The 23,182-nt window shown below is 49.8% G+C and carries 19 protein-coding genes; 14 read left to right on the top strand and 5 right to left on the bottom strand.

Annotation, left to right across the window (positions count from 1 at the left end; translation table 11 throughout):
* Positions 1 to 91 precede the first annotated feature (91 nt).
* The 5 genes from LKK83_RS17820 to LKK83_RS17800 all read right to left on the bottom strand — a co-directional run bounded on the left by LKK83_RS17820 (position 92) and on the right by LKK83_RS17800 (position 5,308).
* Positions 92 to 1,984: an adenylate/guanylate cyclase domain-containing protein gene (locus LKK83_RS17820; RefSeq protein WP_324632607.1), complete on the bottom strand. Its 1,893-nt coding sequence runs from the start codon at positions 1,982 to 1,984 to the stop codon at positions 92 to 94.
* Positions 1,985 to 2,042: 58 nt separating this feature from the next.
* Entirely contained in the window at positions 2,043 to 3,698 is a 1,656-nt protein-coding gene (locus LKK83_RS17815; protein ID WP_324632606.1) for an ABC transporter substrate-binding protein, read from the bottom strand.
* 160 nt (positions 3,699 to 3,858) lie between these two features.
* Positions 3,859 to 4,632, bottom strand: coding sequence for a DUF1828 domain-containing protein (locus tag LKK83_RS17810; RefSeq protein ID WP_324632605.1), 774 nt, complete (start codon positions 4,630 to 4,632; stop codon positions 3,859 to 3,861).
* A gap of 5 nt (positions 4,633 to 4,637) precedes the next feature.
* Positions 4,638 to 5,087 (bottom strand): DUF6978 family protein, encoded by a 450-nt coding sequence (locus tag LKK83_RS17805; protein ID WP_324632604.1) that lies wholly within the window; start codon positions 5,085 to 5,087, stop codon positions 4,638 to 4,640.
* A gap of 89 nt (positions 5,088 to 5,176) precedes the next feature.
* Positions 5,177 to 5,308 carry a hypothetical protein gene (locus tag LKK83_RS17800; RefSeq protein ID WP_324632603.1) on the bottom strand — a complete coding sequence of 44 codons (132 nt, stop codon included), beginning with the start codon at positions 5,306 to 5,308 and terminating at the stop codon, positions 5,177 to 5,179.
* Positions 5,309 to 5,572: 264 nt separating this feature from the next.
* Here LKK83_RS17800 and LKK83_RS17795 point away from each other — a divergent pair, with 264 nt between their 5' ends.
* The 14 genes from LKK83_RS17795 to LKK83_RS17730 all read left to right on the top strand — a co-directional run bounded on the left by LKK83_RS17795 (position 5,573) and on the right by LKK83_RS17730 (position 23,164).
* Entirely contained in the window at positions 5,573 to 5,920 is a 348-nt protein-coding gene (locus tag LKK83_RS17795) for a low temperature-induced protein (protein ID WP_324632602.1), read from the top strand.
* 1,149 nt (positions 5,921 to 7,069) lie between these two features.
* A complete protein-coding gene (gene chlP, locus LKK83_RS17790; RefSeq protein WP_324632601.1) occupies positions 7,070 to 8,290 on the top strand; it encodes a geranylgeranyl reductase in 1,221 nt (406 codons plus the stop codon).
* A 457-nt stretch (positions 8,291 to 8,747) separates the two neighbouring features.
* The gene (locus LKK83_RS17785; RefSeq protein ID WP_324632600.1) at positions 8,748 to 8,927 is read left to right on the top strand and encodes a hypothetical protein; all 180 of its coding nucleotides are present in this window, start codon (positions 8,748 to 8,750) and stop codon (positions 8,925 to 8,927) included.
* Between the two features lie 348 nt (positions 8,928 to 9,275).
* On the top strand, positions 9,276 to 10,451 hold the full coding sequence (locus LKK83_RS17780) for a glycosyltransferase family 4 protein (protein WP_324632599.1): 1,176 nt from the start codon (positions 9,276 to 9,278) through the stop codon (positions 10,449 to 10,451).
* 42 nt (positions 10,452 to 10,493) lie between these two features.
* Complete coding sequence (locus tag LKK83_RS17775) at positions 10,494 to 12,722, top strand: GumC family protein (RefSeq protein ID WP_324632597.1); 2,229 nt, start codon at positions 10,494 to 10,496, stop codon at positions 12,720 to 12,722.
* Positions 12,723 to 12,767: 45 nt separating this feature from the next.
* Positions 12,768 to 14,150, top strand: a complete 1,383-nt coding sequence (locus LKK83_RS17770) for a flippase (protein WP_324632596.1) — start codon at positions 12,768 to 12,770, stop codon at positions 14,148 to 14,150.
* A gap of 32 nt (positions 14,151 to 14,182) precedes the next feature.
* A complete protein-coding gene (locus LKK83_RS17765) occupies positions 14,183 to 15,100 on the top strand; it encodes a sulfotransferase family protein (protein WP_324632595.1) in 918 nt (305 codons plus the stop codon).
* Between the two features lie 61 nt (positions 15,101 to 15,161).
* Positions 15,162 to 16,061 carry a sulfotransferase family protein gene (locus LKK83_RS17760; RefSeq protein ID WP_324632594.1) on the top strand — a complete coding sequence of 300 codons (900 nt, stop codon included), beginning with the start codon at positions 15,162 to 15,164 and terminating at the stop codon, positions 16,059 to 16,061.
* Positions 16,062 to 16,096: 35 nt separating this feature from the next.
* Positions 16,097 to 17,008, top strand: a complete 912-nt coding sequence (locus LKK83_RS17755) for a glycosyltransferase family 2 protein (RefSeq protein WP_324632593.1) — start codon at positions 16,097 to 16,099, stop codon at positions 17,006 to 17,008.
* Positions 17,005 to 18,282, top strand: coding sequence for an O-antigen ligase family protein (locus LKK83_RS17750; protein WP_324632591.1), 1,278 nt, complete (start codon positions 17,005 to 17,007; stop codon positions 18,280 to 18,282). The genes LKK83_RS17755 and LKK83_RS17750 overlap by 4 nt, the downstream gene beginning before the upstream one ends.
* A 12-nt stretch (positions 18,283 to 18,294) precedes the next feature.
* On the top strand, positions 18,295 to 19,440 hold the full coding sequence (locus LKK83_RS17745; protein ID WP_324632590.1) for a glycosyltransferase: 1,146 nt from the start codon (positions 18,295 to 18,297) through the stop codon (positions 19,438 to 19,440).
* 145 nt (positions 19,441 to 19,585) lie between these two features.
* On the top strand, positions 19,586 to 20,158 hold the full coding sequence (locus LKK83_RS17740) for a serine O-acetyltransferase (RefSeq protein WP_324632589.1): 573 nt from the start codon (positions 19,586 to 19,588) through the stop codon (positions 20,156 to 20,158).
* Positions 20,159 to 20,351: 193 nt separating this feature from the next.
* A complete protein-coding gene (locus tag LKK83_RS17735; protein ID WP_324632588.1) occupies positions 20,352 to 22,646 on the top strand; it encodes a hypothetical protein in 2,295 nt (764 codons plus the stop codon).
* A gap of 173 nt (positions 22,647 to 22,819) precedes the next feature.
* Complete coding sequence (locus LKK83_RS17730) at positions 22,820 to 23,164, top strand: choice-of-anchor K domain-containing protein (protein ID WP_324632587.1); 345 nt, start codon at positions 22,820 to 22,822, stop codon at positions 23,162 to 23,164.
* Positions 23,165 to 23,182 lie beyond the last annotated feature (18 nt).

Here is a 23,182-nt window from a genome sequence, read left to right as displayed (position 1 = left end):
ACCCTTGGCGCAAGCGGTGTGGTTGGCAATGCAGGCCCTACGGATTTTGTAAATACGGCAATGCCATACAGCTTCCCACGAACGGAGGATATCAATTTTGCAGATAATTCATCAACCAATAGGTGAGCATTTCTCCTTTTCCTTTGACGGGAATAATGCCGCGTTTTTCTAGGGTAAATGTATTTTTTAACTGTTCGTAAGTGGGGGCGGTGACTTGAATTTTTCCCGGGATTCCACTCGATTCCATGCGCGAGGCAATATTCACCGTATCTCCCCATAAATCATAGATAAATTTGCTCATCCCAATCACCCCGGCGATGACTGGACCGGTATGAATGCCGAGTCGCAATTGAAAGTTTTCCGAGTGGTGATGGTTGAATGTAGTTAAGACGGATTGCATTTCCAATGCCATCTGCGCGATCGCAATTGCCGCATCGTCCCGAGGAAAAGGCAAGCCTCCCACCACCATATACGCATCGCCGATAGTTTTAATTTTTTCCAGCCCATGTTGTTGGGCGAGTTTATCGAAATTGGAAAAAATTTGATTGAGCAATTGCACTAATTTTTCCGGCGGTTGTTCGGAGCAAAATTGGGTAAAGCCGACTAAATCGGCAAATAAAACGCTAACATTGTCAAAGCGATCGGCAATCGGATTTTCTCCATCTTGCAGGCGGTTGGCAATCGGTTGGGGTAAAATATTCAGCAGCAGTTTTTCGGTCTGAGCTTGTTGAAACTTCACTGCTTCTTGAGCGAATTTTCGTTCGGTGATATCGGAGACGATGCCTTCATAGTACAGAATTTTGCCGCTGGAATCGCGCACGGCACGGGCGGTTTCGGAAATCCAAATAATGCTACCATCTTGCCGATATACCATTGACTCAAATCCCGTCACAGAATTGTTGGAATTGATTTGTTCGATAAATTCCTGGCGGCGGTTGGGGTTAACGTACAGTTGCGAGTTAATGTTTTGAATGTGGTGGATTAATGCGTCGGGGTCGGGATAGCCATAGATTTTTGCCAGGGCGGGATTGACGCTGAGATAGCGCCCGTCGGCGGTGGATTGAAAGATGCCATCGATCGCATTTTCCACGATACTGTGATATCGTTCTTCGGCGATGCGTCGCGCTTCTTCGGCGCGGAAGCGATCGCTGATATCCCGCGCCACGATAATCACTGCATCCTCGCGTACCGGAGAAATTGCCGCTGCAAACCAGAAGATTTCTTCCGCCATTTCTAGGCAATAATCTAAATTAATCGTTTCTCGGCTTTCCAGCACTTTTTGAATCACGTTCCGCCAGCTTTCGGCGGTATCTGGATTAAAAAACTGTTCGATGGTTTGCCCGACTAAATCTATCTCGCCATCATATAACCGCACCCAATTGGTGGGTAAAATATCCAGATTGCCAATTTCTCCCCCTTGAAACTCCACCACAGCGACGATATCCGTCATTGCTTCAAAGACGGCGCGCATTTTTTCTTCTGCAGAAAGCAACCGACCTTCGAGCAGTTTGCGATCGTTAATTTCGGCTTGCATTTGGGCATTTTGCTCCCTGAGCAGTTCGCTTTGCTGCTGCAATTGTTGTTGCAATTGGCGTTGCTTGAGTTGATTGGCAACCCGCGCGAGTACCTCTTCCTTTTGAAAGGGTTTGGTAATGTAGTCTGCCCCGCCAACTTGAAAGGCTTTAGCTTTATCCGCTCCATCACTGAGGGCACTGAGAAAAATGATGGGAATATCGCGGGTTTGTGGGTCGGATTTTAAGGTTTCGCAGACCTGATACCCATCGATTTCTGGCATCATAATATCGAGCAAAATTAAATCCGGCGGACTGGCTTGAACCGCTTTGATTGCGAATTCTCCGTGGGTGACGGGGCGGACTTGATAGCCATGTCGCTTTAAAATATGGCTTAACAAACGCAGGTTGGTCGCTACATCGTCTACGACCAATATATCGCCCAGGAAGTTGGTAGTTTCTGCCGGATTCATTTGCTGTAGATGATGCAGCGGTTGTCAGGGGAAACGGAAAGGGAAAAAGGTTTGAAGGTTAGTCAGTGGAGTGAATTTGCCAGAGGGGAAAGGGTTGAGCGGGTTCTAGGGTAACGCCGGCGATATTTTTTTGAGCAAAGGCATACTCTTTGTTTTGAAAGAGGGGAATATAGGGAACGTCTTCGGCGACTTTGGCTTGGATTTCGCGAAAAATGGCTTGGCGGCGTTGGGGGTCGAGTTCTTGTCGCTGGCGATCGACGAGTTGGTTAGCGCGATCGCTGTAATAAAATGACCCTTGGGACTGACTCCCTCCCGATTCGCATCCGGTTTCGGGGGACCGTTTGGCACAACTCAAAAAGGGGTGAATGTAATTATCCGGGTCGAAAAAATCTGGGAACCAACTAAATAAAAAAGTGGGATAAACGCCTTTATCTAAATTTGCCGTGGCGGTGGTGAATTCTACGCTTTTCGGTTCGAGTTGAAGGATGCCCTCGAGTTCGCGATCGGCGATCGCGGATAACGCTGTCGCCACTGCAGTTCTAACCGGGGAACTCGTCGGATACCATACCTCTAATTTCAGGGGATTGGTCTGCGAATATCCCGCCTTTGCCAACAATTCTTTTGCCCGAGGAATATCCCCTTCGCCATAGCGCTGCTCAAACACTGGTTCGGATGCAGCAAAGGTGCTGGGAATCAAACTGTACAGGGGTTCGGCTTGCCCTTCGCTAATGCGCTGAATGAGTAGATTGCGGTCCATCATCGCCGCGAGAGCTTGGCGAATTTCCACCGTATCCAAGGGGGGAAATTGGGTATTGAGTACCCAATAGGTGACGGAATTGCCGCTTTGGGAAATCACCTGCATGGCTTTTTCCGCTTTCATTCGTTCTAGGGAGCGAATTTGCTGTGGATCGAGGGTTTCATAAGCTACATCCACCGCACCGGTGACGAATGCATTGTACAAATTTGCCGGATTATTGGGATAGCGTTGAATGTCGATGCCCTGATTGGCTGGTTTGTCGCCCCAGTAATTTTCAAAGGGGTCTAATTTGAGAGAATCGGTGCCGTAGTTGGCGAGTCGATACGGTCCTGTGCCGACGAAGGTATCGGGTTGGAATTTGCCGGGGCCGATTTCATAGGCTTGAGGAGATATAGCACAGAATCCGGTAAATGTCAAGAGGGAGGGAAAGGCGGCGAAGGGTTTTTTCAGGGTTAGGGTTAATTCGTACTCGTCGGTGGCGGCGATGGATTCGACGAGATCCCGGAGCAAAAATGAGGGTTGCCCGCCGTTTTCGATGAAGCGGCGCAGGGAAAATTCCATTGCGGCGGCGTTGAAGGGGGTGCCGTCATGGAAGGTGACGTTTTGGCGCAGGGGAATGGTGTAGGTTAAGCCGTCGTCGCTGATGGTGGGGAGTGCGGTGGCGAGGCGGGGAATGAGTTCGGTGGTGCCGAGTTTGTAGCTGTAGAGGGGATCGCCGAGGTTGTTGAGCAAGTAGCCGGCGGTGAGGTCGTAGGCATCGGCGGGATCTAGGGTTCGCAGTTTGGCGGTGGTGCCCATGCTGATGCGATCGCTCCGGTTGGCGGTGGAGGGGACTTCGGTGCGGGGGGATGGGGTGCAACTGAGGATGAGAACCCAGCACAGACAGAATAACCCCAAATATTTCAGCAGCGATCGCCACAGTCTGTGAGCCTGTAATAGCCGATCGAAGGCATTCATAGAGAGTTTTTTTTATATTTTCTCTGCCCGGATTCCAGATAAATCTGCAATCCCTAAACTCTCATTTTAGCAAGCTTTCCCCCTACCTGACGCCTCCGCGTTTCCATGCCACTGTATTATCGAATAAGTGCAGGAAAAACCAACGATTCTCGCCGGAAAATTATCCCCGCGTGACTAATTTATCGAGGAATTTTTCCGGTTCAGTCCAGTATGTCACATCGGAGAGTTCGCCAATCAGTTTAAAATCTTCCGGCCCCCAAACCTCTCCGGTATCGTCAAACAGAGAAATAAACCGCATCGAGTTGGGTTCTTGCTTCATTTGGGTCAAATCGTACCATCCGGCAACCACGCTTTTGACTTTACCCACCGCAGCGCCTGCAGTCCCGACGCTTAACACGGAAACTAAGGCATTGCATCCTTCATTTAAGGTGTGAAAATCGATTTTCCAATCTCTTCCCGATCGCCCGGGAAATTTGGCATTGCGATTGAAGGGAATACCTTCTCGTTCAAGCAGTTCTGCCACTTGTTCGAGAATGCTGACAAAACCGCTGCCTTTCGGGGGGGTCCACAACCCGGCGATTCGCACCGAAGCTTGGGCGAGTTGGGTGATGGCGGAAGCGAGTTCCTCGGGATGTTCCAGCCGCACCCGCAAGATTCCCCCCACCAGTTCTACCCCACAGGTGAGGCAAATATCTTGCATCAGGGCGCGATATTTTTGCGAAATGCGCTTGGATGTCATTTGCATTCGCAACCAGCGCAAGGTTTCTCCTAAGTCGCTGATATATGACTCATCGTCGTATTCTTCGAGAAAAAAGTCGATAATCTCGCCATCGGGATACAGATAAGGGCTGCGAATGCGAATGTATTGCGCCACAGGCGAACAGGTAAATAGCTCGCCGATATGATTGGCAATCTGTTGCGATGGGGTGGGCATTACTCTTACTCCAACTCGGGGGGGACTTGCGGATCTTCAATGAATCCATCATGCACGATCTGAATGCTTTTGCAAAATTCTTCCCATACCCGCACCGGATCGGCGATCGAGGCGGTGATGTTTTCTGGCACGTAAGCGAGTTTGTCTCGCCAACCTTCGTCCCACCAGTGGCGATGGTAGGTCCCGACATATTCTCCGTCGGGGTTGCGATGCTCGGTCCCGATGTCAAGTCCGTAGACGCGCCCGCAGTTGCGGTGGATCAGCGAGTAGGAGAGGGTTTGCGCGAGGCTGTTATAGCTGCCTTTGATAATCAGGGGATAGTCGGCGTCGGAGTCTACTTTGACTCGGAATTCTAAGACTGGGGAGCTGTCTTCATCGGGACTCCAGGAGATGTCTTGGGTAATTCTCTTGTCCGGATCGGCGAGCATTTCTTCAAATTCGTCTTGCGTCATCATAGTTTTTTGCCAATGTTAAGAATCAGTTGGGTTGAAATGACCGTCGAGGGTTCATTTTAATCTTTGGCTGCAATGATTTGAGATTTTAATTAATCAAGTTTTGTAAATTTGCTGGGGTGATGAACGACCCGATCGCCCGATCGCGCGATCGCCCGGATTACGCCGCCGCGATCGCGCCTGTCGGTATCTCTCTCGGGCGCGCGCGCGTATTCCTCCCCCACTGCATGTGGCTCATCTGCGATCGCGATGTCTTCTGCTCAATTCCAGGTAAATCTGATGAAAATACCGCTATAACTTTTGGCTTTTCGCTCCAATGTTGCACCAGAAGCTCGCGATCGCTGTTTAATCTATATCTTAAGACTGATGTATGTGGCCACACTCTCGGATTAATATGGAATTGACTTCGGGAAACTCAGATGTCTGATTTTTTGACATTCTGCTGACTTCCCCGAACTCAGCAAATTTTAATCTAGGAGAACGTTAATATGCGCTCTATGAGCTTAAAACTTCGCAAATTTCGTCCGTTTCGGCTGTTGGTCGCCGCCTGCGTTTGCGCTTTATTGTTTTTCTCGAGCGTTTTGCCTGCCTATGCAGCGGTGAAAAGCCCAATGGAAGGTGAAGATAAACTGCTCAAAGTTGAAAAGGAATCTCAAGAAGTCGTCGGAAAAGACCCCGCTTCTATGAACGAACAAATCGAAAAAACCAATCCTGGATTGAATGTGGTTCAGGGTGACGCGGATAAGGAAAAAATGGTCAGCCCGGAAGAGACTGACGAAAGTTCTTTCTCCGAGCAAGTTAAGAAAACTTTCGATAATCTCACCGGAAGAGAATAATCCCTCTTTCTTTCCCCGTTAGCTTGTTAGTACAAAAAGCTGAAACCCCCACCATAGAATTGTTTTCGCCGCATGGCACCGCTTGATTGACAAGCGCGATCGCCTTTCCCGTAACTGTCATGGAGTTCTGCTCTTTCACTGTCAGTTGCGGGGGTTTTTTATGGGGGAAATTTTTAGCTGGGTTGGGCGATCGTATTCCCTTGGGTTCTGGATTTTCTCCCCTCAATTCCCTCGCAACTGGTTAAGTTCTTTTTCTCTCGTTTCCCCCTCCTCCCCAATCGCTTTTGCTTACCCAGCGCTTTACCTGCTTGAGTGTTGGGCCATTCACTTAACTTGCGCCTCCTGTTGGCTTCTATCCCGATTGCTTTGTCAGAACAATCAAACAGCCCAGCGCCAAACTGTCTTACTTTTTCTGGGTTGGGTTTTAATTGGCTTTCCCCATTTGTCAATTATTCTTGAATGAATTTACGCTCCTTCAACTCCTCATCTATCAAAAATCGTAATTTCTGGCTATAAATGACCTAATAAATAGGCAGTAAAACACCATTATTTTCAGATTTTGACTTTGGAAAAAATGGCTATTTTATGGTGATTTCTTATCGATTTTATAAAAAATAATTGGTGAAAATTAAAGCTTAGCCGAGAGGCGATCGCGGCTGATTAACAGCCCTTAAGCTATTGCCATGCAGGTCAAATCCTCTCAAACCCATTTGCTGGTGCTACATTTGCTGCCTTAAATATGGCTACATTTGCAACGACTGAAATTCCGGGATGGAATCCGATTGAAAGATTGAAAATCCGGCTATTACCCAGAAAGGGGATTTTTGCATTGTCCTTGCGGGGGGTGGCGTCGGTGTTCCTGGGGCGACGGGGTAATTTTTTGGGTGGGGGGGGGAAGGGATAAAAACTGTTCGCGCGCGGCGATCGCGAAAATGTTTGGTTGAGACTTGCCACGGCGAGATGGGTGGATGTATAATACCAGCCCGGTTTAAAAATTGCCAATTACAGATCGCCACTCAGGGAGCCAAAATGTAACGGAATGTTAAACTATGTTGCATTTTTGTCATATTTCGGCGGGTTTTCTGAAAAAAAGGAAAAAGAGCGTGGTAGGATGACATCTCGTAACCGTGACAGATAGGGAGAACATCTTTGGCACTACGGGTTGCAGTTGTTGGATCGGGTCCGGCAGGTTCATCTGCTGCCGAGACGCTTGCGAAGGCAGGTATTGAAACCTACCTCTTCGAGCGCAAGCTAGATAATGCGAAGCCCTGTGGCGGGGCGATTCCCTTGTGTATGGTGGGCGAGTTTGATTTACCCGCTCACATCATCGATCGGCGGGTGAGAAATATGAAAATGATCTCGCCGTCGAATGTGGAAGTCGATATCAAAATAGAAAAACAAGAAGAATATATTGGCATGTGCCGCCGGGAAATCCTGGATGGATTCCTGCGCGATCGCGCCGCCAAATTAGGAGCCAACCTGATTAACGGTACGGTTCATAAACTAGAGATTCCCTCGAACAACACCGATCCCTACACCCTCCACTATGCGGACCATTCAGACGGGACCGTAGCGGGCAAGCAAAAGACCCTGAAAGTGGACATGGTAATTGGGGCGGATGGAGCCAATTCCCGGGTTGCCAAAGCGATCGAAGCGGGGGACTACAACTACGCGATCGCCTTCCAGGAGCGAATTCGGCTTCCGGAAGACAAAATGGCCTACTACGAAGACTTGGCGGAAATGTACGTGGGCAACGACGTTTCCCCAGACTTCTACGCTTGGGTATTCCCCAAATACGATCACGTTGCCGTGGGCACTGGCACCATGAAAGTGAACCAAGCGTTAATCAAAAAACTGCAAGCCGGCATTCGTACCCGTGCTGCCAAACGCTTGGAAGGCGGTTCCATCATCAAAGTGGAAGCGCACCCAATTCCGGAACATCCGCGTCCTCGTCGCGTGCGGGGCCGGGTGGCGCTCGTCGGCGATGCTGCCGGCACCGTGACCAAATCTTCCGGCGAAGGGATTTACTTCGCCGCCAAGTCAGCTCGCATGTGCGCGGAAACCATCGTGGAATTTTCCAATGGCGGCACCCGCGTTCCCACCGAGGAAGAGCTAAAGCTTTACCTGAAGCGGTGGGATAAAAAATACGGCATGACTTACAAGGTGCTCGACATCCTGCAACGAGTATTTTACCGCAGTGATGCCTCCCGCGAAGCATTCGTGGAAATGTGCGCCGATATCGACGTGCAGCGTATGACGTTTGACAGCTATCTGTACAAAACCGTGGTCCCTGCCAATCCACTGGTGCAAATGAAAATCACCGCCAAAACCATTGGCAGTCTGCTGCGCGGTAATGCATTAGCTCCCTAGGGAGTTGACGGGGCAGTTTGCGCCCCAAAATTATAGCGCGAAAAAGTCAGCCTTCATCGGAGGGCTGACTTTTTTTGCGCCCACCCCTGTCAGTGAAAGGTGGCCCCTACACCGGAAAGATAAAAGAAATATAAAATCCAGTCAACCTATTGGCTCGTTGTCACCCTTAAATTTCCTCCTACCGAAAGATTGACAGAATAACCATTTTATGATTTTCGCGAAAAAATTCCCGGCGAATCAGGTTTTTGCAAGTTGAAGAGGGTTGGATTGCAGGGGAAAAAAGGGTTGTGGCGATTCGCTCTTCTCCGAAGAGAGCGCCTGCGAACGCGGCGGCAATTCATATACTTTGCATTATAAATCGATACAGTATTTTGCGGTATTGATTGATATGGGGGATTTTCAGAAAAAAAAGTTATAAATATATAAGCAATTTAGATGCAATCTGTCTTGGAGGAAAATGCCTAATTTTTCCTCTGAGTCGCAACAAGCCAATGTTTTTGCAACTGAAAAAGACGGAAGCCTGAAGCCAAGTCAGCCTTATGACAGATGCCCTTCTACAGAAGAGGAGATAAGAATGGGAGAGAAGCTCGGTGTATTGTTTGGATTGCTTACACGGAGTGGCGATCGCCTGTTTTAATTAAATCTGTACTATAGAAATATTCCGAAGTCCGTAAGCATTTTGAAATTGCCAAGCGATCGAGCGAGCGACGGTTAAACGCTCGGAATGTTACAAAGCTTAACCGGAATTGAGATCGCGCTCGACAGTGAAACCTGAAGAGGGTCAATCCCCACCCAGCTTGGAGAACCAGTGGTGTAGGGGCTGGTAGACCGGAGAGGTTTACACTACAATTATGACAAAAAAAGGAGAGTATCCAATTTGATAAAGGTAACAGATTGAGATGCACGAGACCATCAAACGGAATTAATTAATCGGAATACATCGAGGGCGGTGAATTTTCGATGGCGACGAAACCAGAGGGAAACTATGAAAGTAATCATGCTCGGACCGAGCTTAGAGGAAAAAGGAGGAATGGGTCAAGTTGAAAAACTGATCCTCGAGAGAATACCGACCGAATTTGAAATGCAACATATTACCACCTGGGATGGAGAACCGAGCCAAAGGTCGAAGCTACACATGCTGAAAGTTTTCGCGCGAGCGCTGTGGTGCTTCCTCGGGGAATTGTGGCGCGATCGCGTAGATGTGGTTCACATTCATCTCGCTGAAAGGGGTAGCATCGTCCGCAAATCGATTCTGGCGCTGATAGCATTTGCCTTTCACAAACCGGTGATTATCCACACACATGGCTGCGAATTTCATTTATTTTACCTGACATTGCCGAACCCGATAAAACGAGCGATCGCCTGGTTGTTGCAACGCAGCACCTATACCATTGTTTTGTCAGAGAGTTGGAAAGAATTTTACGTCACCCATTGCGGTTTGAAGCCCGAACAAACCGTAGTATTGCTCAATCCCGTTGCCATGCCCGAGCATCTTCTCGATCGCGGCGAGGGCGATCGGCAGATCGATTTCATTTTCTTGGGAAAAATCACCCCACGCAAAGGCATTTTCGAGATGCTGCAAGCCTTTGCCAAATTGCCGAGCGAACAGCGAGAAAAAGTCAACCTAATTTTAGCCGGCACTGGAGAAATCGAGCGTGCCAGGGAGTTAGCCCAAGAGCTAAACATCGAGTCCCAAGTTAGCTTTCCCGGGTGGATAAACGGAGAGCAACGCAACGAATTATTAGCCAAAGGGGATGTCTTTTTGCTTCCTTCTTACAACGAAGGACTACCGATGGCATTACTGGAAGGGATGAGTTGGGGACTTGCGCCCATCGTCACCCCAGTGGGCGGAATTCCCGAAGTAGTTGAGGATGGCGAGACAGGATTAGTAGTTAATCCCGGGGATATTGAGGGGTTAGCCCAAGCCATGCAAAAGACCATCGAAAACGAACCCCTCAGAAGCGCCTTAGGACGTGCCGCACGCTCCCGAGTGGCCTCGTTAGATATTCATTATTATATTGAAAAGCTCGTAGAGCTCTATTGCGGTGCAGTAAAAAGTGCCGATGAAGGATCCAAGCCAAAACGATTGGGTCTCAACCTGAGCGCTGACGAGAAGAGCGAGAAGATTTTGTCTGAAGGAGTGTTGCGGAGCAGGCGATGAGAATAAAATGGAAAAACAGTTAATAATCGGGAGTGAAATCTGATGGAACATCAAGATTATCCAGAAGATATCGACTTTCAGAAATACTGGTTAATTCTGAAACGACATTGGTTGCCGGCGACGATGGTGTGGGTATTGACCACCATCGGCGCTCTCGGGGTTGCTTTAGTGTCCGAAAAACAATATCAAGCCTATGGAAAACTAAAATTCAAAAAACAAAGTACCACCTCGGCATTAGTCACCGAAGCCGGGGAAAAAATCGGCACCTTAGAGCCATTAAACCTGCAAGATAGCCCGATCGACACCGAAGCCGAGGTGTTGCGATCGGTGCCCATCCTGATGCAAGCCATCGAGGAATTAGACCTGACCACCGAGGAAGGCGAACCGATTAGTTATGAAAGCTTTCGCGAAGGTCTCGGCGTCAAAGCCCTGCAGGGAACCGACGTTTTGCTGGTTTCCTATAAAAGCCCGGAACCGGAAGAAGCCGAGGCGGTGGTCAATCGCATCATGGACACCTACATCGATAACAACGTATTGGTCAACCGCGCCGAAGCCGCTGCCGCCCGGGCATTTATTAACGAGCAGCTTCCCAAAACCGAAAAAGAGTTACAAAAAGCAGAAGCCGCTTTGCGAACCTTTAAAGAACAATATAATATTGTCAAACTCGAAGAAGAAGCAAGCCTGTCGGTCATTAGAATTTCTGAATTAGAGAGCCAAATTGACCAAGTAAAGGCGCGGGTTGAACAACAGACAGCGCGGATTGAAGATTTGCAGAATAAAATTGGCAGACCGTCTGAGGAAGCGCTGCTGCAAAGTAACGTGAGTAGCTCGATTGAAGTGCAGCAACTGCGCGAAGAGCTGCAGGAAATCGAAAAGCGATTGGCGAGGGAACAAAGTCGATTTCGCGACGCCCATCCGATGGTGCTGAAATTAAAGCAACAAAAAGCGCAACTGAGCGCGGAATTAGAACAGCAAGTAAATGGGATTGTCAATCGCCAAAGGCAGCCCCTACAAGCTCGAGATTTGCAGGGGGGAGAGCTGCAAAACGTGCTGATCGAATCCTTAGTCAGTTACGAAGCAGAACGCAAAGGGGCGATCGAACAGCTTAGATCCCTGATTCGCTCGCGTAACGAACATCAACAACGCGCCCAAATCCTGCCCAGACTCAAACAAATGGAGCAGGATTTGGAAAGACAGGTGGATGCGGCAAAATCCACCTACGAGATTCTGTTGAAAAGGCTGCAAGAAGTTAGAATTGCCGAAAATCAAAATGTAGGAAACGCGCAGATTATCAGTCCAGCAATGGTATCTGAATATCCGGTTTCTACCAGTCGCAAAATGATTCTCGCATTGGGCATCGTATTGGGAGGGGTTTTCTACGTTGTGACGGCATTCTTGCTGGAATTAATCGATCCGTCCATCAAAACTAGCAAAGAATTGCGGAAAATCCTGAACTATACCTTGCTGGCGATGATTCCCAATACCCAGAGAAAGCGACGGTTTAGGAGAAGAAAAATCGAAGATAAACTGCCGCAAGTGGCGGTGATTAAAAACCCGACATCGATGATTGGCGAATCCTACCGGATGCTACAGGCAAACTTGAACTTTTTGAGTCCCGATCGCAAATTACAAGTCATTGTGGTTACCAGTTCCGTGACCAAAGAAGGAAAATCCACCGTGGCGGCCAATTTAGCCGCCGCAATGGCAGAACTGGGAAATCGGGTGTTGCTGATGGATGCGGACTTGCGCCATCCGATTCAACATCATATTTGGAATTTAACCAATGCCAAAGGACTCAGCGATGCGATCGTCGGTCAACTGCAACCGCACCAGGTGGCACGACCCGTCGCGCCAAATTTGGACGTATTGCCTTCCGGGGTGATTCCGCCGAATTCCTTGGCGTTGCTGAGTTCGAAGCGGATGAATTCCCTGGTGCAAGATTGCCGGGAAGCTTATGATTGTGTGATTCTCGATACGCCGCCGTTGCTGTTAGTTGCCGATGCGCTGACAGTGAGCAAAATGAGCGATGGAATTTTGCTCGTGGCGAGACCGGGGTTGATTGACAGTGCCAGTGCGAATGCAGCCAAACAGCGTTTGGATCAATCGGGGCAAACGGTGTTAGGAATTGCCATGAATGGCGTGGTGGGCGAAACCGAACCGGACAGTTACTTCCATTATGCAGAAATTTATTACAAAGAAAATTCCCACGAAAATATCGATGGGGGTCGCAAAAAAATGTCCGAGGAACGGAAAAAGTCGATTTCTCATTAATTGCGGCGCGATCGCCCTTTAGCCTATCCATTTTATCGAGTTCATATGAAAAAGCATCCCAACGCGGCGATCGCCCGCTCGAAACAGTATCTTTTGCACAAGGTACGAGCCATTTTAGGAAATGCATCAGGGGATAATTTGAAAGGGTTTCTCGCCAAAGCAGTGGCGGGGACCTTTGGATTTAGAGTGCTCAATGCGGGCTTAGGCTATGCCATTGGATTGCTGCTGGCCCGCTTGCTGGGCGCAGAAGGGTACGGGATTTATGCCTACGCGATCGCTTGGGCGACCTTGCTGGAAATTCCAGCGACCTTGGGGTTAGCCCCTTTGCTCACCCGGGAAATAGCGGTCTATCAAACCCGAGGGGATTGGCATTTAGCCCGGGGTCTGTTGCGCTGGTCTCATCTGATGGTGTTGCTGGCGGGTCTGGGATTAGCCGCGATCGCCGCTGTGACCGCCACAGTTCTCACCTCAGATCCCGATTCTCCCCGACGGATTGTGTTTTGGATTGCCGCGATCGCACTCCCGCTGATGGCACTGTCGCGGATTAGAAGTGCGACGATGCAAGCCCTCGATCGCATTGTCCTGGGCCAACTCCCCGAACTGGTCGTCCGTCCCGTTGTTATCATTCTCCTGCTGTGCGGTGGGTATTTCCTGCTGGAAGAGCGCCTCACTGCACCGATCGCAGTGGCAATCTATACCACGGCCACCGCAGTGGCATTTCTCTGGGGCGCAGCCCTGCTGCAACGGGCACTGGCGGCTAAACTCCAACCCGCCTCTCCTGGCTATCGTCGGGGGGAATGGATCCGCGAAGCCTTACCGATGCTGTTCGTGGGCGGAATGTATATCCTCAACAACCAAACCGATACCGTCATGTTAGGAGCGATGGCCAATGCCGAAACCGTGGGCATCTATCACATTGCCAATCGCGGCGCGGGACTGATTACCTTTATTTTGGTTGCCTTTAATACTTCCCTCGGTCCGACCTTTGCCAGTCTCTACGCCCAGGGAAATCGCGAGAAATTGCAACGAGTCATCACGAAAAGCTGTCGGTTAATTCTCTTGGCCGCTGTGCCGATCGCCACAATTTTAATTCTCTTCGGAAATTGGTTTTTATTGTTATTTGGTCGGGAGTTTGTCGCCGGTCACGGTGTTTTAATCGTGCTGTGTTTGGGCCAGTTAACTAATGCTTTTACCGGATCGGTGGCGGTGTTGCTGAACATGACCGGCCATCAAAAAGATACGGCGATCGGTGTGACGATTAGCGCCTTGCTCAATATTATTCTGAATGCCACGCTGATTCCCCTGTGGGCTGGCGAGGGAGCCGCGATCGCCACCGCAACCAGTATGATGCTTTGGAATATCTTGCTCGTCTGGTTTGTCTACAAACGACTGAACATTTACGCCACCGCCTTGGGCAAAATCGGTTAATTTTATCCCCCGGAGGAGACAATCACATGATAATGCCAAACTTTCTAATAATCGGCGCTCCGAAAGCCGGAACCAGTGCCATTTATTACTACCTCAACCAACATCCGGAAATTTACATGAGTCCGGTGAAAGAACCCCATTTTTTTGCCTTAGAAGGGCAATCCATTGACTTTCAAGGTCCCGGGGATAAAGAGCGCTATCGGGATGCAGTGACTCGAGTAGAAGATTACCGCAAGCTATTCGATGGGGTATCGGACGAAATCGCGATCGGCGAAGCCTCCACCACGTATCTGAGTAGTCCGCAAGCCCCCTTCCGCATTCAGCATCACATTCCTGACGCCAAACTGATTGCCCTGCTTCGCAACCCCGCAGATGCCGCTTATGCCTGTTTTCTCCACCTAGTGCGCGATGGCGACGAACCCCTCACGGATTTTGCGCGGGCGCTGCAAGCCGAACCCCAGCGCATTCAGCAAAACTGGGAAGGCATTTGGCACTATAAAAATCGTTCCTTTTACTCTCCGCAAATCCAGCGATATTTGCAGGTTTTCGACCGCAACCAGCTCAAAATTTATCCCTATGACAGGTTTAAGCAAAATCCCACTGGCATATTGCAAGACATCTTCCAATTTTTAGAAGTAGACGATAAATTTATACCGGATATGTCGGAGCGCTATAATGTATCGGGAATGCCGCAAAACTCCACGTTAAACAAACTGATGGTCAAACCGAATCCCATCAAGTCTACTATCAACCAACTGTTGCCGAAAGAAATTCGGCACGGCATTGCCAATCGGCTGAAACAATGGAATTTTAGGGGCTATAAAAAGCCGCCCATGCCTCCGGAAATCCGCCAACAACTGCTGCGGGAATATCGCGAGGATATCTTAAAATTGCAAGAGTTGATTCACCACGACCTTTCTCACTGGTTGGAACCAATTGAATCGAAATAAAGGCCAAGTGGCAAAAGCCAATTCTGCGAGCCACTGCTTTGATGTTGTTCGATAAAATGCCATGCAAGAACCTAATTTTTTCATTGTTGGAGCGCCCAAATGCGGAACCACTGCCCTGAGCGAATATTTGAGGACGCATCCGCAGGTTTATATGTCTTCCCCGAAAGAACCTCATTATTTTGCCGAAGATTACAATCATACGCCGTTTACCACTTGGGAGCGCTATTTGGAATTATTTGCAGATGCTACAGCGCAGCACAAAGCCGTAGGCGAAGCATCGGTTCATTATTTATGTTCTGATGTGGCGTTAGAGAATATTCGCCGCGTTCAACCGACGGCTAAAATTATTGCCATGCTTCGCAATCCGGTAGAATTGGTTTATTCTTATCATTCGCAATTGTTGTACAATACGGGAGAAGATGAGCCGGACTTTGAAAAAGCGTGGCGGTTGCAAGGCGATCGCCAAACCGGAAAGTTTCTGCCCAAACGATGCAGCAATCCCCGGGTTTTGCAATACAAACATCTCGGACAACTTGGTTCCCAAGTGGAAAAACTCCTCGCTGTATTTCCCGCCTCGCAAGTCAAGTTGATTTTATTCGATGATTTTAAAGCTTCCCCGAAAAAAATTTATGACGAGGTGTTAGAATTTTTGCAGGTTCCGTCCGATAACCGGGTGGATTTTCCTCGGGTGAATGCCAATAAAGGGCACAAAAATCCGCTGTTGGGTCAGTTTACCGAAAAAACCCCCAGTTGGGCGATCGCCGTGGCGAAAAAAACCCAATCCTTTTTGGGAATCGAGAGCTTTGGCATTATGAATGCTATCCGCAAGGTTAATGCCAAACCCCAAGAACGTACTCCTCTCTCTCCGGATTTCCGCGCTGAGTTAATCGAAGAATTCCGGGCAGAAAATGATAAATTATCCCACATTTTACAGCGCGATTTAAGCCATTGGATGAGTTAAACCCTCTCAATTTGCTAACTACAGGGAAAAATTATATGCCAAACGAACCGTTAGTGACCATTGCCATCAATAATTACAATTACGGGCGATTTCTGGGCGCAGCCATTGACAGCGCATTGCAGCAAACTTATCCCCATATTGAGGTGATTGTCGTAGACGATGGGTCTACAGACAATTCCCGGGAGGTTATCGCCGAATATGGGGATAAAATTCTGCCAATTTTACAGGAAAATGGCGGTCAGGCGTCGGCTTTTAACAGTGGGTTTGAAGCCAGTCGCGGCGAGATTATCTGCTTGTTGGATGCCGACGATTTGTTTGTGCCGACCAAAGTGGCAGAGGTGGTGGAGGCGTTGCAAGAAAATCGCGATCGCGGGTGGTGTTTTCATCCGCAACAATGGGTGGATGCACAGCTCAATCCCATCCCCGGAGGACAAAAGGAGGTGGGTTTATCGGCAGAATACGATTTTAGAGGACCGCTGAAACGGGGAAAGTTAAACAATTACCTTCCGCCCTCGGGATTGCCGGCAACTTCGGCGTTTTGCTTTCGCCGATCGCTGTTGGAGAAAATGTTACCTATGCCTGAAATTCCCATACTCAGCGATAACTACCTCAAGTTTTTAGCCCTAGCGTTAACCCCGGGTTATGTCATCAATCGCTTTTTATCCATTCAGCGCATCCATCAAAATAATGCATATACCGATCGCAACGATCGGTTTAAAACCACGGCAAGAATTGAAATTCTCACCGCCTATTGGATGCGCCATTATTTTCCCGAAGCGATTTGGACGTTTAGCAATAATTGCTTTGCCAATGGCATTGCGGCGTCTTGGAAAAGTGGCGGGTTAGTAGGAGACTCGCGAGACTGGATAGATAAGTATCTCGCCAGCACTCCTTGGCGCGATCGCCTGACCATCTATTTAAAATCGGTTTATTACTATTTACAATGAGGGAATTAGTCAGACTCGGAGAAAAACTGCTAGTTATCGTCGGAATTATCTACCTGTCGGGTAGCCTCTATAAATTAGTTCCGGATCCGGTCTCTTCTCTGACTCAATATGGGGTTTATGGGATGAGTTTTCTGCTGCTGTTAGCGCGCTGGCGCAGAACGGTTCGCACCTTGTTGCGCGATCCATTTCTGTGGTTGCTGTTAACCCTGACCCTGCTTTCCTTTTTGTGGTCTGCGTTTCCTAAAGATACTCTAAAAAGTGGAATTGTCGCCTGTCAAACGGCTTCGTTTTCCCTTTACGTCGCTTCCTGCTATACCTTAAAACAGCAAATTCGCCTGATGGCATGGGCGATGGGAATTATCGGCGTTATCTCGGTGTTGTACACCCTCGGGATGCCCTCGGAAGGGATTCATACCACTGGGGATCATGCTGGGGCGTGGCGCGGCCTTTACGTGCATAAAAATATTTTAGCTGAAATTTCCGCCTATAGTGCCCTGATTTTCTTATTTTTGACGATGATTCTTCGCCGCTTTACTTATATTGCTTGGGGCGGTTTGTTCCTGTGGGTGGCGCTGCTTATCCTGTCTACTTCTAAGACGGGTTTGATGGTATTTATTACGGTTTCGATTCTGTTGCAGCTTTACAAGGGTTTGCGCTGGCGGGATACGAATGCGGTGATTATACTCAATATTATCATTTTAATTTTTGCGGCCCTGGCGCTCACGTTTATCAGCAATGCGGGAATCATTCTCGAGAGTATGGGGCGGGATTTGACCCTGACGGGACGAACGGAAATTTGGGCCGGTGCGATCGCCCGCATTCAGCAACGCCCCTGGTTGGGTTACGGGCGCGCTGCATTTTGGCATCCGAGAAGCGCGATACCGGCTGCGATCGGGGAAGAAATCGGGGCGAATTACATTCCGCCTCATGCCCATAATGGCTTCGTGAATCTCGCTTGCGATTTGGGTTTAATGGGATTATTCTTTTTTCTGCTGAGCTATTTCTTAGCGTGGGGACGGGCCTATCATCGGGCGCGGTTGACTCGCGGGCCGGAGCACCTGTGGCCATTGATGTACTGTTCTTTTTTATTGCTCTATAATATCACGGAAAGTTCGATTATGGCGCATAATTCTGCCCTGTGGGCAACCTACATGATGGCGGTGCTTTCTTTGGGACGAATTACCGTCGAGTCGCCGCTTCCGGAAAGCACCGAAGCGCCTTCCGCATCCCCAGCATTGTCAGGGGAAAAAGACAAGAATTATTCAAACGTTTAACGAGGGATAACCATGTCTGAAATTGCGATTTTTCTTAAAGATTTAGACGGGGGAGGCGCAGAACGGGTGATGCTGAATTTAGCCGAGGGTTTTGCTTGGCAAGGGATGGATGTAGACCTGGTATTAGTCACCCCAGAAGGGCCTTATCTTTCGCAAATTTCCCCACAGATAAACGCGGTGAATTTAAACCGCAAAAGTTTGTTGAGAAGCCTTCCAGATTTGGTGGGCTATCTGAAACGAGAACGCCCGAAGGTGCTGCTTTCGGCGTTGGAAGATACCAATTTGGTGGCGCTGTGGGCGAAATCCCTGGCGGGGGGTTGCACGCGCACTATCGTCACGGTTCACAATACCTTGTCTCGGGAATCGCGCCATGCACCGAATCTAAAACGCAAGTTCGTTCCCTATTTGATTCCCTGGGTTTATCCGATCGCCGATGCAGTGGTTTGCGTGTCGCGCGGTGTCGCCAAAGACTTGAACCAGTTAGGTTTGCGCGGGGAAAATATCCATGTGATTTACAATCCTATCGTCACGCCGCCATTGCAAGCCAAACAGGAAGAATCCATCGACCATCCGTGGTTTTCTCCGGGAGAACCGCCGGTGATTTTAGGGGTGGGACGGTTGAACAAACAGAAGGATTTTCCTACATTAATTCGCGCGTTTGCGAAAGTGCGAGAAAATCAATCGATGCGGTTGATGCTGTTAGGAGAAGGGGAGGAGCGATCGCATCTGGAATCGTTGGTGCGAGAGTTGGGTATTGCTGCAGATGTGGCGCTCCCTGGCTTTGTGGCGAATCCCTATGCCTATATGGCGCGATCGGCGCTGTTGGTGCTATCCTCGGCTTGGGAAGGGTTTGGCAACGTGCTGGTGGAAGCTATGTCTGCCGGTACCCCCGTGGTGTCCACAAACTGCGAAAGCGGTCCGGCAGAAATTTTAGCCGAGGGAACCTATGGGAAATTAGTGCCGGTGGGGGATAGTGAGGCAATGGCAACGGCGATCGCCCAAACTCTGGCAGAAGTTCCGGATGGTCAGGTCTTGCAAACTAGAGCGGCGGTGTTTTCTGCAGAGAATGCGATCGCCCAATATCGGCAATTATTCCCAATGGATTCCCCGGCGCGATCGCATGACTCGCCTAACCTCATTCAGCCTCGCGGTCAATGATTTTCCATTCCCACGGTGGCGATAAAAACGAGTTTTTCCCGGGAAATAGGAGCCTTTCCAAGCTCTTCCCTGGGGATGAGGAAAACTCAATCGCCAACTTGCTATCCTTGAACTGGATTAAAAGTGGGTTTTAAAGTTGTGAATTATGTTACAACCATTACAAGCAGATATCGAGCGCTACGTCTTGATGGACGAGCACCCCTGGTGGCTTCTACTGCTCACCAAGCAGGGGTTATGGGCGATGACTCAATATCGCTTTAGCCGCTGGGTGCATTTTAACGTTCGCATGCCGCTCGTTCGCCAATTTTTGAAAGTGTTTTGTGCCATTTGGCAAAAACTGATTGAAATCGTTACCGGCAGTGAATTTCCCAACCGCGCGGAAATTGGACAAGGAGTTTTTATCCCCCATGTTAACGGGATATTTATTCATTGCGATGCCAAAATCGGCAAGGAGTGCGTGTTAAGTCAGCAGGTGGCGATTGGGGCGGCGATGCGCGGCGACAATCAAGGCTGTCCCCAACTCGGCGATCGCGTGTTTGTCGGTCCGGGGGCTAAAATTATCGGCAATATCGAGATCGGCAATGATGTGGCGATCGGGGCCAATGCGGTGGTCACGAACGATATCCCGGATAACGCCGTAGCCGTGGGTATCCCCGCTCGAGTAATCAGTTACAAAGGCTCTGACGAGTTGATTCTCGCTGGCGAATCCTCACCGTGACTTTCCCCCGGAGAACTTCTATCCATTGGCTCAAACATCTATTTCCACATTTACCTAGGGTAAGGACTTGGCCCAAACCTGTGCCTACATTTCATCTAGATCGTTAATGCTTGAAAAACGGTATCGCACGGCTTTGACAAACCGGATTGGCTATTATCTTTTTCCCCGACAATTGCTACTCAGTTTTTCACCCATGAAACCAACGATCGCCCTCTCGAAAACCAAAGTTATCTATATTGCGGTTGCCATTGTTGCTTTTTTCTTTGCCGTTTATGCCAGCACTCTATTCAGCCCCTCTCCGGATGCGAATGTATCCACAATGGGTGCGAATCGCACGGTATTTACCACAGCGAATAACGAACGATACGAATGGAAAGCGGTAAAAATCGGCGGCGGGGGTTTTGTTACCGGGGTGACGATTCATCCCAAGGAACCGGATCTATTGTACGTCCGCACCGATGTGGGGGGTGCGTTTCGCTGGAACCCGCAAACCGAAAGCTGGGTGCAATTGCTGCGCGGGGATAATGTATCGCCGGAGATTTCGCGCAGTATCGAAAGTCTGGCGATCGCGCCGCAAGACCCCAACATGCTCTATATTGCCACCGGGGCTTACACCGAGCGCAAAAAACAACCCGTCCCCGGGGCGGTTCTCAAGTCGCGCGATCGCGGCGAAACCTGGCAAGTGCTAGACCTCTCCATCCCGATGGGGGGGAACGAAGATTGGCGCTGGACCGGAGAGCGTCTGGCGGTAGACCCCAACAACAGCAATATCGTCTATTTCGCCTCTCGCCGCAATGGGTTGTGGCACACGGAAGATGGCGGTCAAACCTGGAGACAGATCCCTACCGCCCAAGTACCGGTGGGGAAACCCCAGGGAGAGAAGGACGATCGCGCCGGGGTTACATACGTCACCTTCGACCCCACAGCGGCGGCGATCGCTAACAAAACCCAAGTTATCTACGCCGGGGTTGCCGGTCAAGGCATTTACCGCACCACCGACGGCGGTAACACCTGGGAATGGTTGCGCGGCGGTCCGGATCGCAAATTGGTGCCGCAACAGGGGGTCGTCAATGCCAACCAAGAATTAATCGCCACGTTTTATCGCACCAAACAAGACAGCCGAGGCGCAGTGTGGAAATACTCCCCCCAGGGGTGGCAAGACATTACCCCAGAACCGGGTAAAAATTACGCTGGCGTTACTGCAGACCCCAACAATCCGAATCGCCTATTTGTCCTCACCTATCCCATGACGCCGAAACAAATTTATCGCTCAGACGATGGCGGCGAAACCTGGGTGACGTTAAACCATCATTTGGATAAACTCCCTTGGTGGCCGCAGTGGAGTTTTTGGACCCTTTCTGGGGGAATTGCGGTGTCTCCATTCCAGAGCGATCGCCTGTGGCTCACCAACGGAATTGGTGTGTGGAAAACCGACAATGCAGGGGATAATTCCCTCCACTGGTCTGCGACAGTTAATGGTCTGGAAGAAACCGTCACCTTTGATGCACTCAGCACTCCCAATGGTGCCAGTTTGATTACCGCGATCGCCGATTTTGATGGATTTCGCCATACCTCTTTCTCGGAGTTTCCCACGCACAATCATGGCCGGGAAGTGTTTAATACCACCACCAGTATCGACTACAGTCGCGGCAATCCTAACTTTATCGTTTCTGTCGGTGCCACCCAGCATAATTTCTCCGTCAGTCGAGCGGGATTTTCGACGGATAATGGCCGCAATTGGCAGCAGTTTCCTTCCCTAGAAAATAACACTCATCCCGATAAGTTGGTGTTTGGAAATGTGGCAGTTTCGGCCACAGATACAAATAATATTGTGTGGCAACCAACCAATAGCGCGTCTCCCTATTATACCACAAATCGGGGAGAAACATGGCAGCAAAGTTCCTTGGTTTCGGGACAAAAAATGGGCGGGGCACATACCCATTTGTGGAATCCGCAGCAGGCATTAGCCGCAGATGCAGTGCGCGCAGAAACCTTTTATCTCTACCATCACGGCAAAAAAGGATTGCTTCGCACCGATGACGGGGGCGCAACCTGGGCGATGGTGAATGAAACCCTACCGGCAGGGGTTTGGAAAGGCGCGAATGTGAAAACGGCACCGGGAATAGCGGGGGAAGTATGGGTGAGTTTAAAGGAGAAAGGGTTGTATCGCTCGGTTGATTTTGGCGAGGAATTTGTGCGGGTGCCGCAGGTGGAACGCGCACAAGTGCTGGGATTTGGCAAAGCCGCACCGGGGATGAATCATCCGACGGTTTACCTGCAAGGAGAGGTCGCCGGCGCGCGGGGGGTTTTCCGCTCGACGGATTTGGGCGCGAGTTGGGTTAAAATTGCGGAAACGCCCAAGGGGTATTATGAAGATGCCCGGGTGTTGGTGGGGGATATGAATGCTTTCGGACGGGTGTTTTTGGGTACGGTGGGCAATGGGTTTATTTATGGAGAACCGATGAATGCTTCGCCAGGGGAATCGTGAGGTATTGTGGGGTGGGCAAGGACTTGCCCACCGTAGCGCTCGAAATGTAATGATTTGATAACGTTAGGCCCGGCGCTTGCGATCGCATGTAATTTTTTGTAAAGAACGTTCGATCGCCATACCCGGTTCGGGAGTATTATGGTGAGGAACATTTCGATCGCAGGTCGTTACTTATGCATAAAAGATTCACTGCCCTGGTAACGGGAATCTCCACCACTGCCCTCACTTGCGCGATCGCCCTGAGTGCTTCTGCTGCTCATGGGTTTACCCTCTCGAGTTCTTCTGGGACTTGGACGGGTACCGACGGCGGTCTTTTTGTCGCAACTCCCACGGTTGGCGGGGAAAATCAGGTGCGCTGGGGCAATCCGGCGACGAATGCGGGTCAAAGCGGATTGGGATTTACCGGGGTAGGTCGCACCACCTTTACTCCTGGGGAAGTCTTCCAACTCGGTACCCTGCGTCATCAGAAATTAGGGTTGGTAAGGGGGAGAACGGAAACCCTCGTCATTTATGCGTAGGGAGGAGTTCTCCCCCCT

Origin of the sequence: Phormidium sp. CCY1219, from assembly GCF_035615515.1 — a bacterium.
GTDB lineage: Bacteria > Cyanobacteriota > Cyanobacteriia > Cyanobacteriales > Laspinemataceae > CCY1219.
This window is presented reverse-complemented; position numbering and strand designations above follow the sequence as displayed.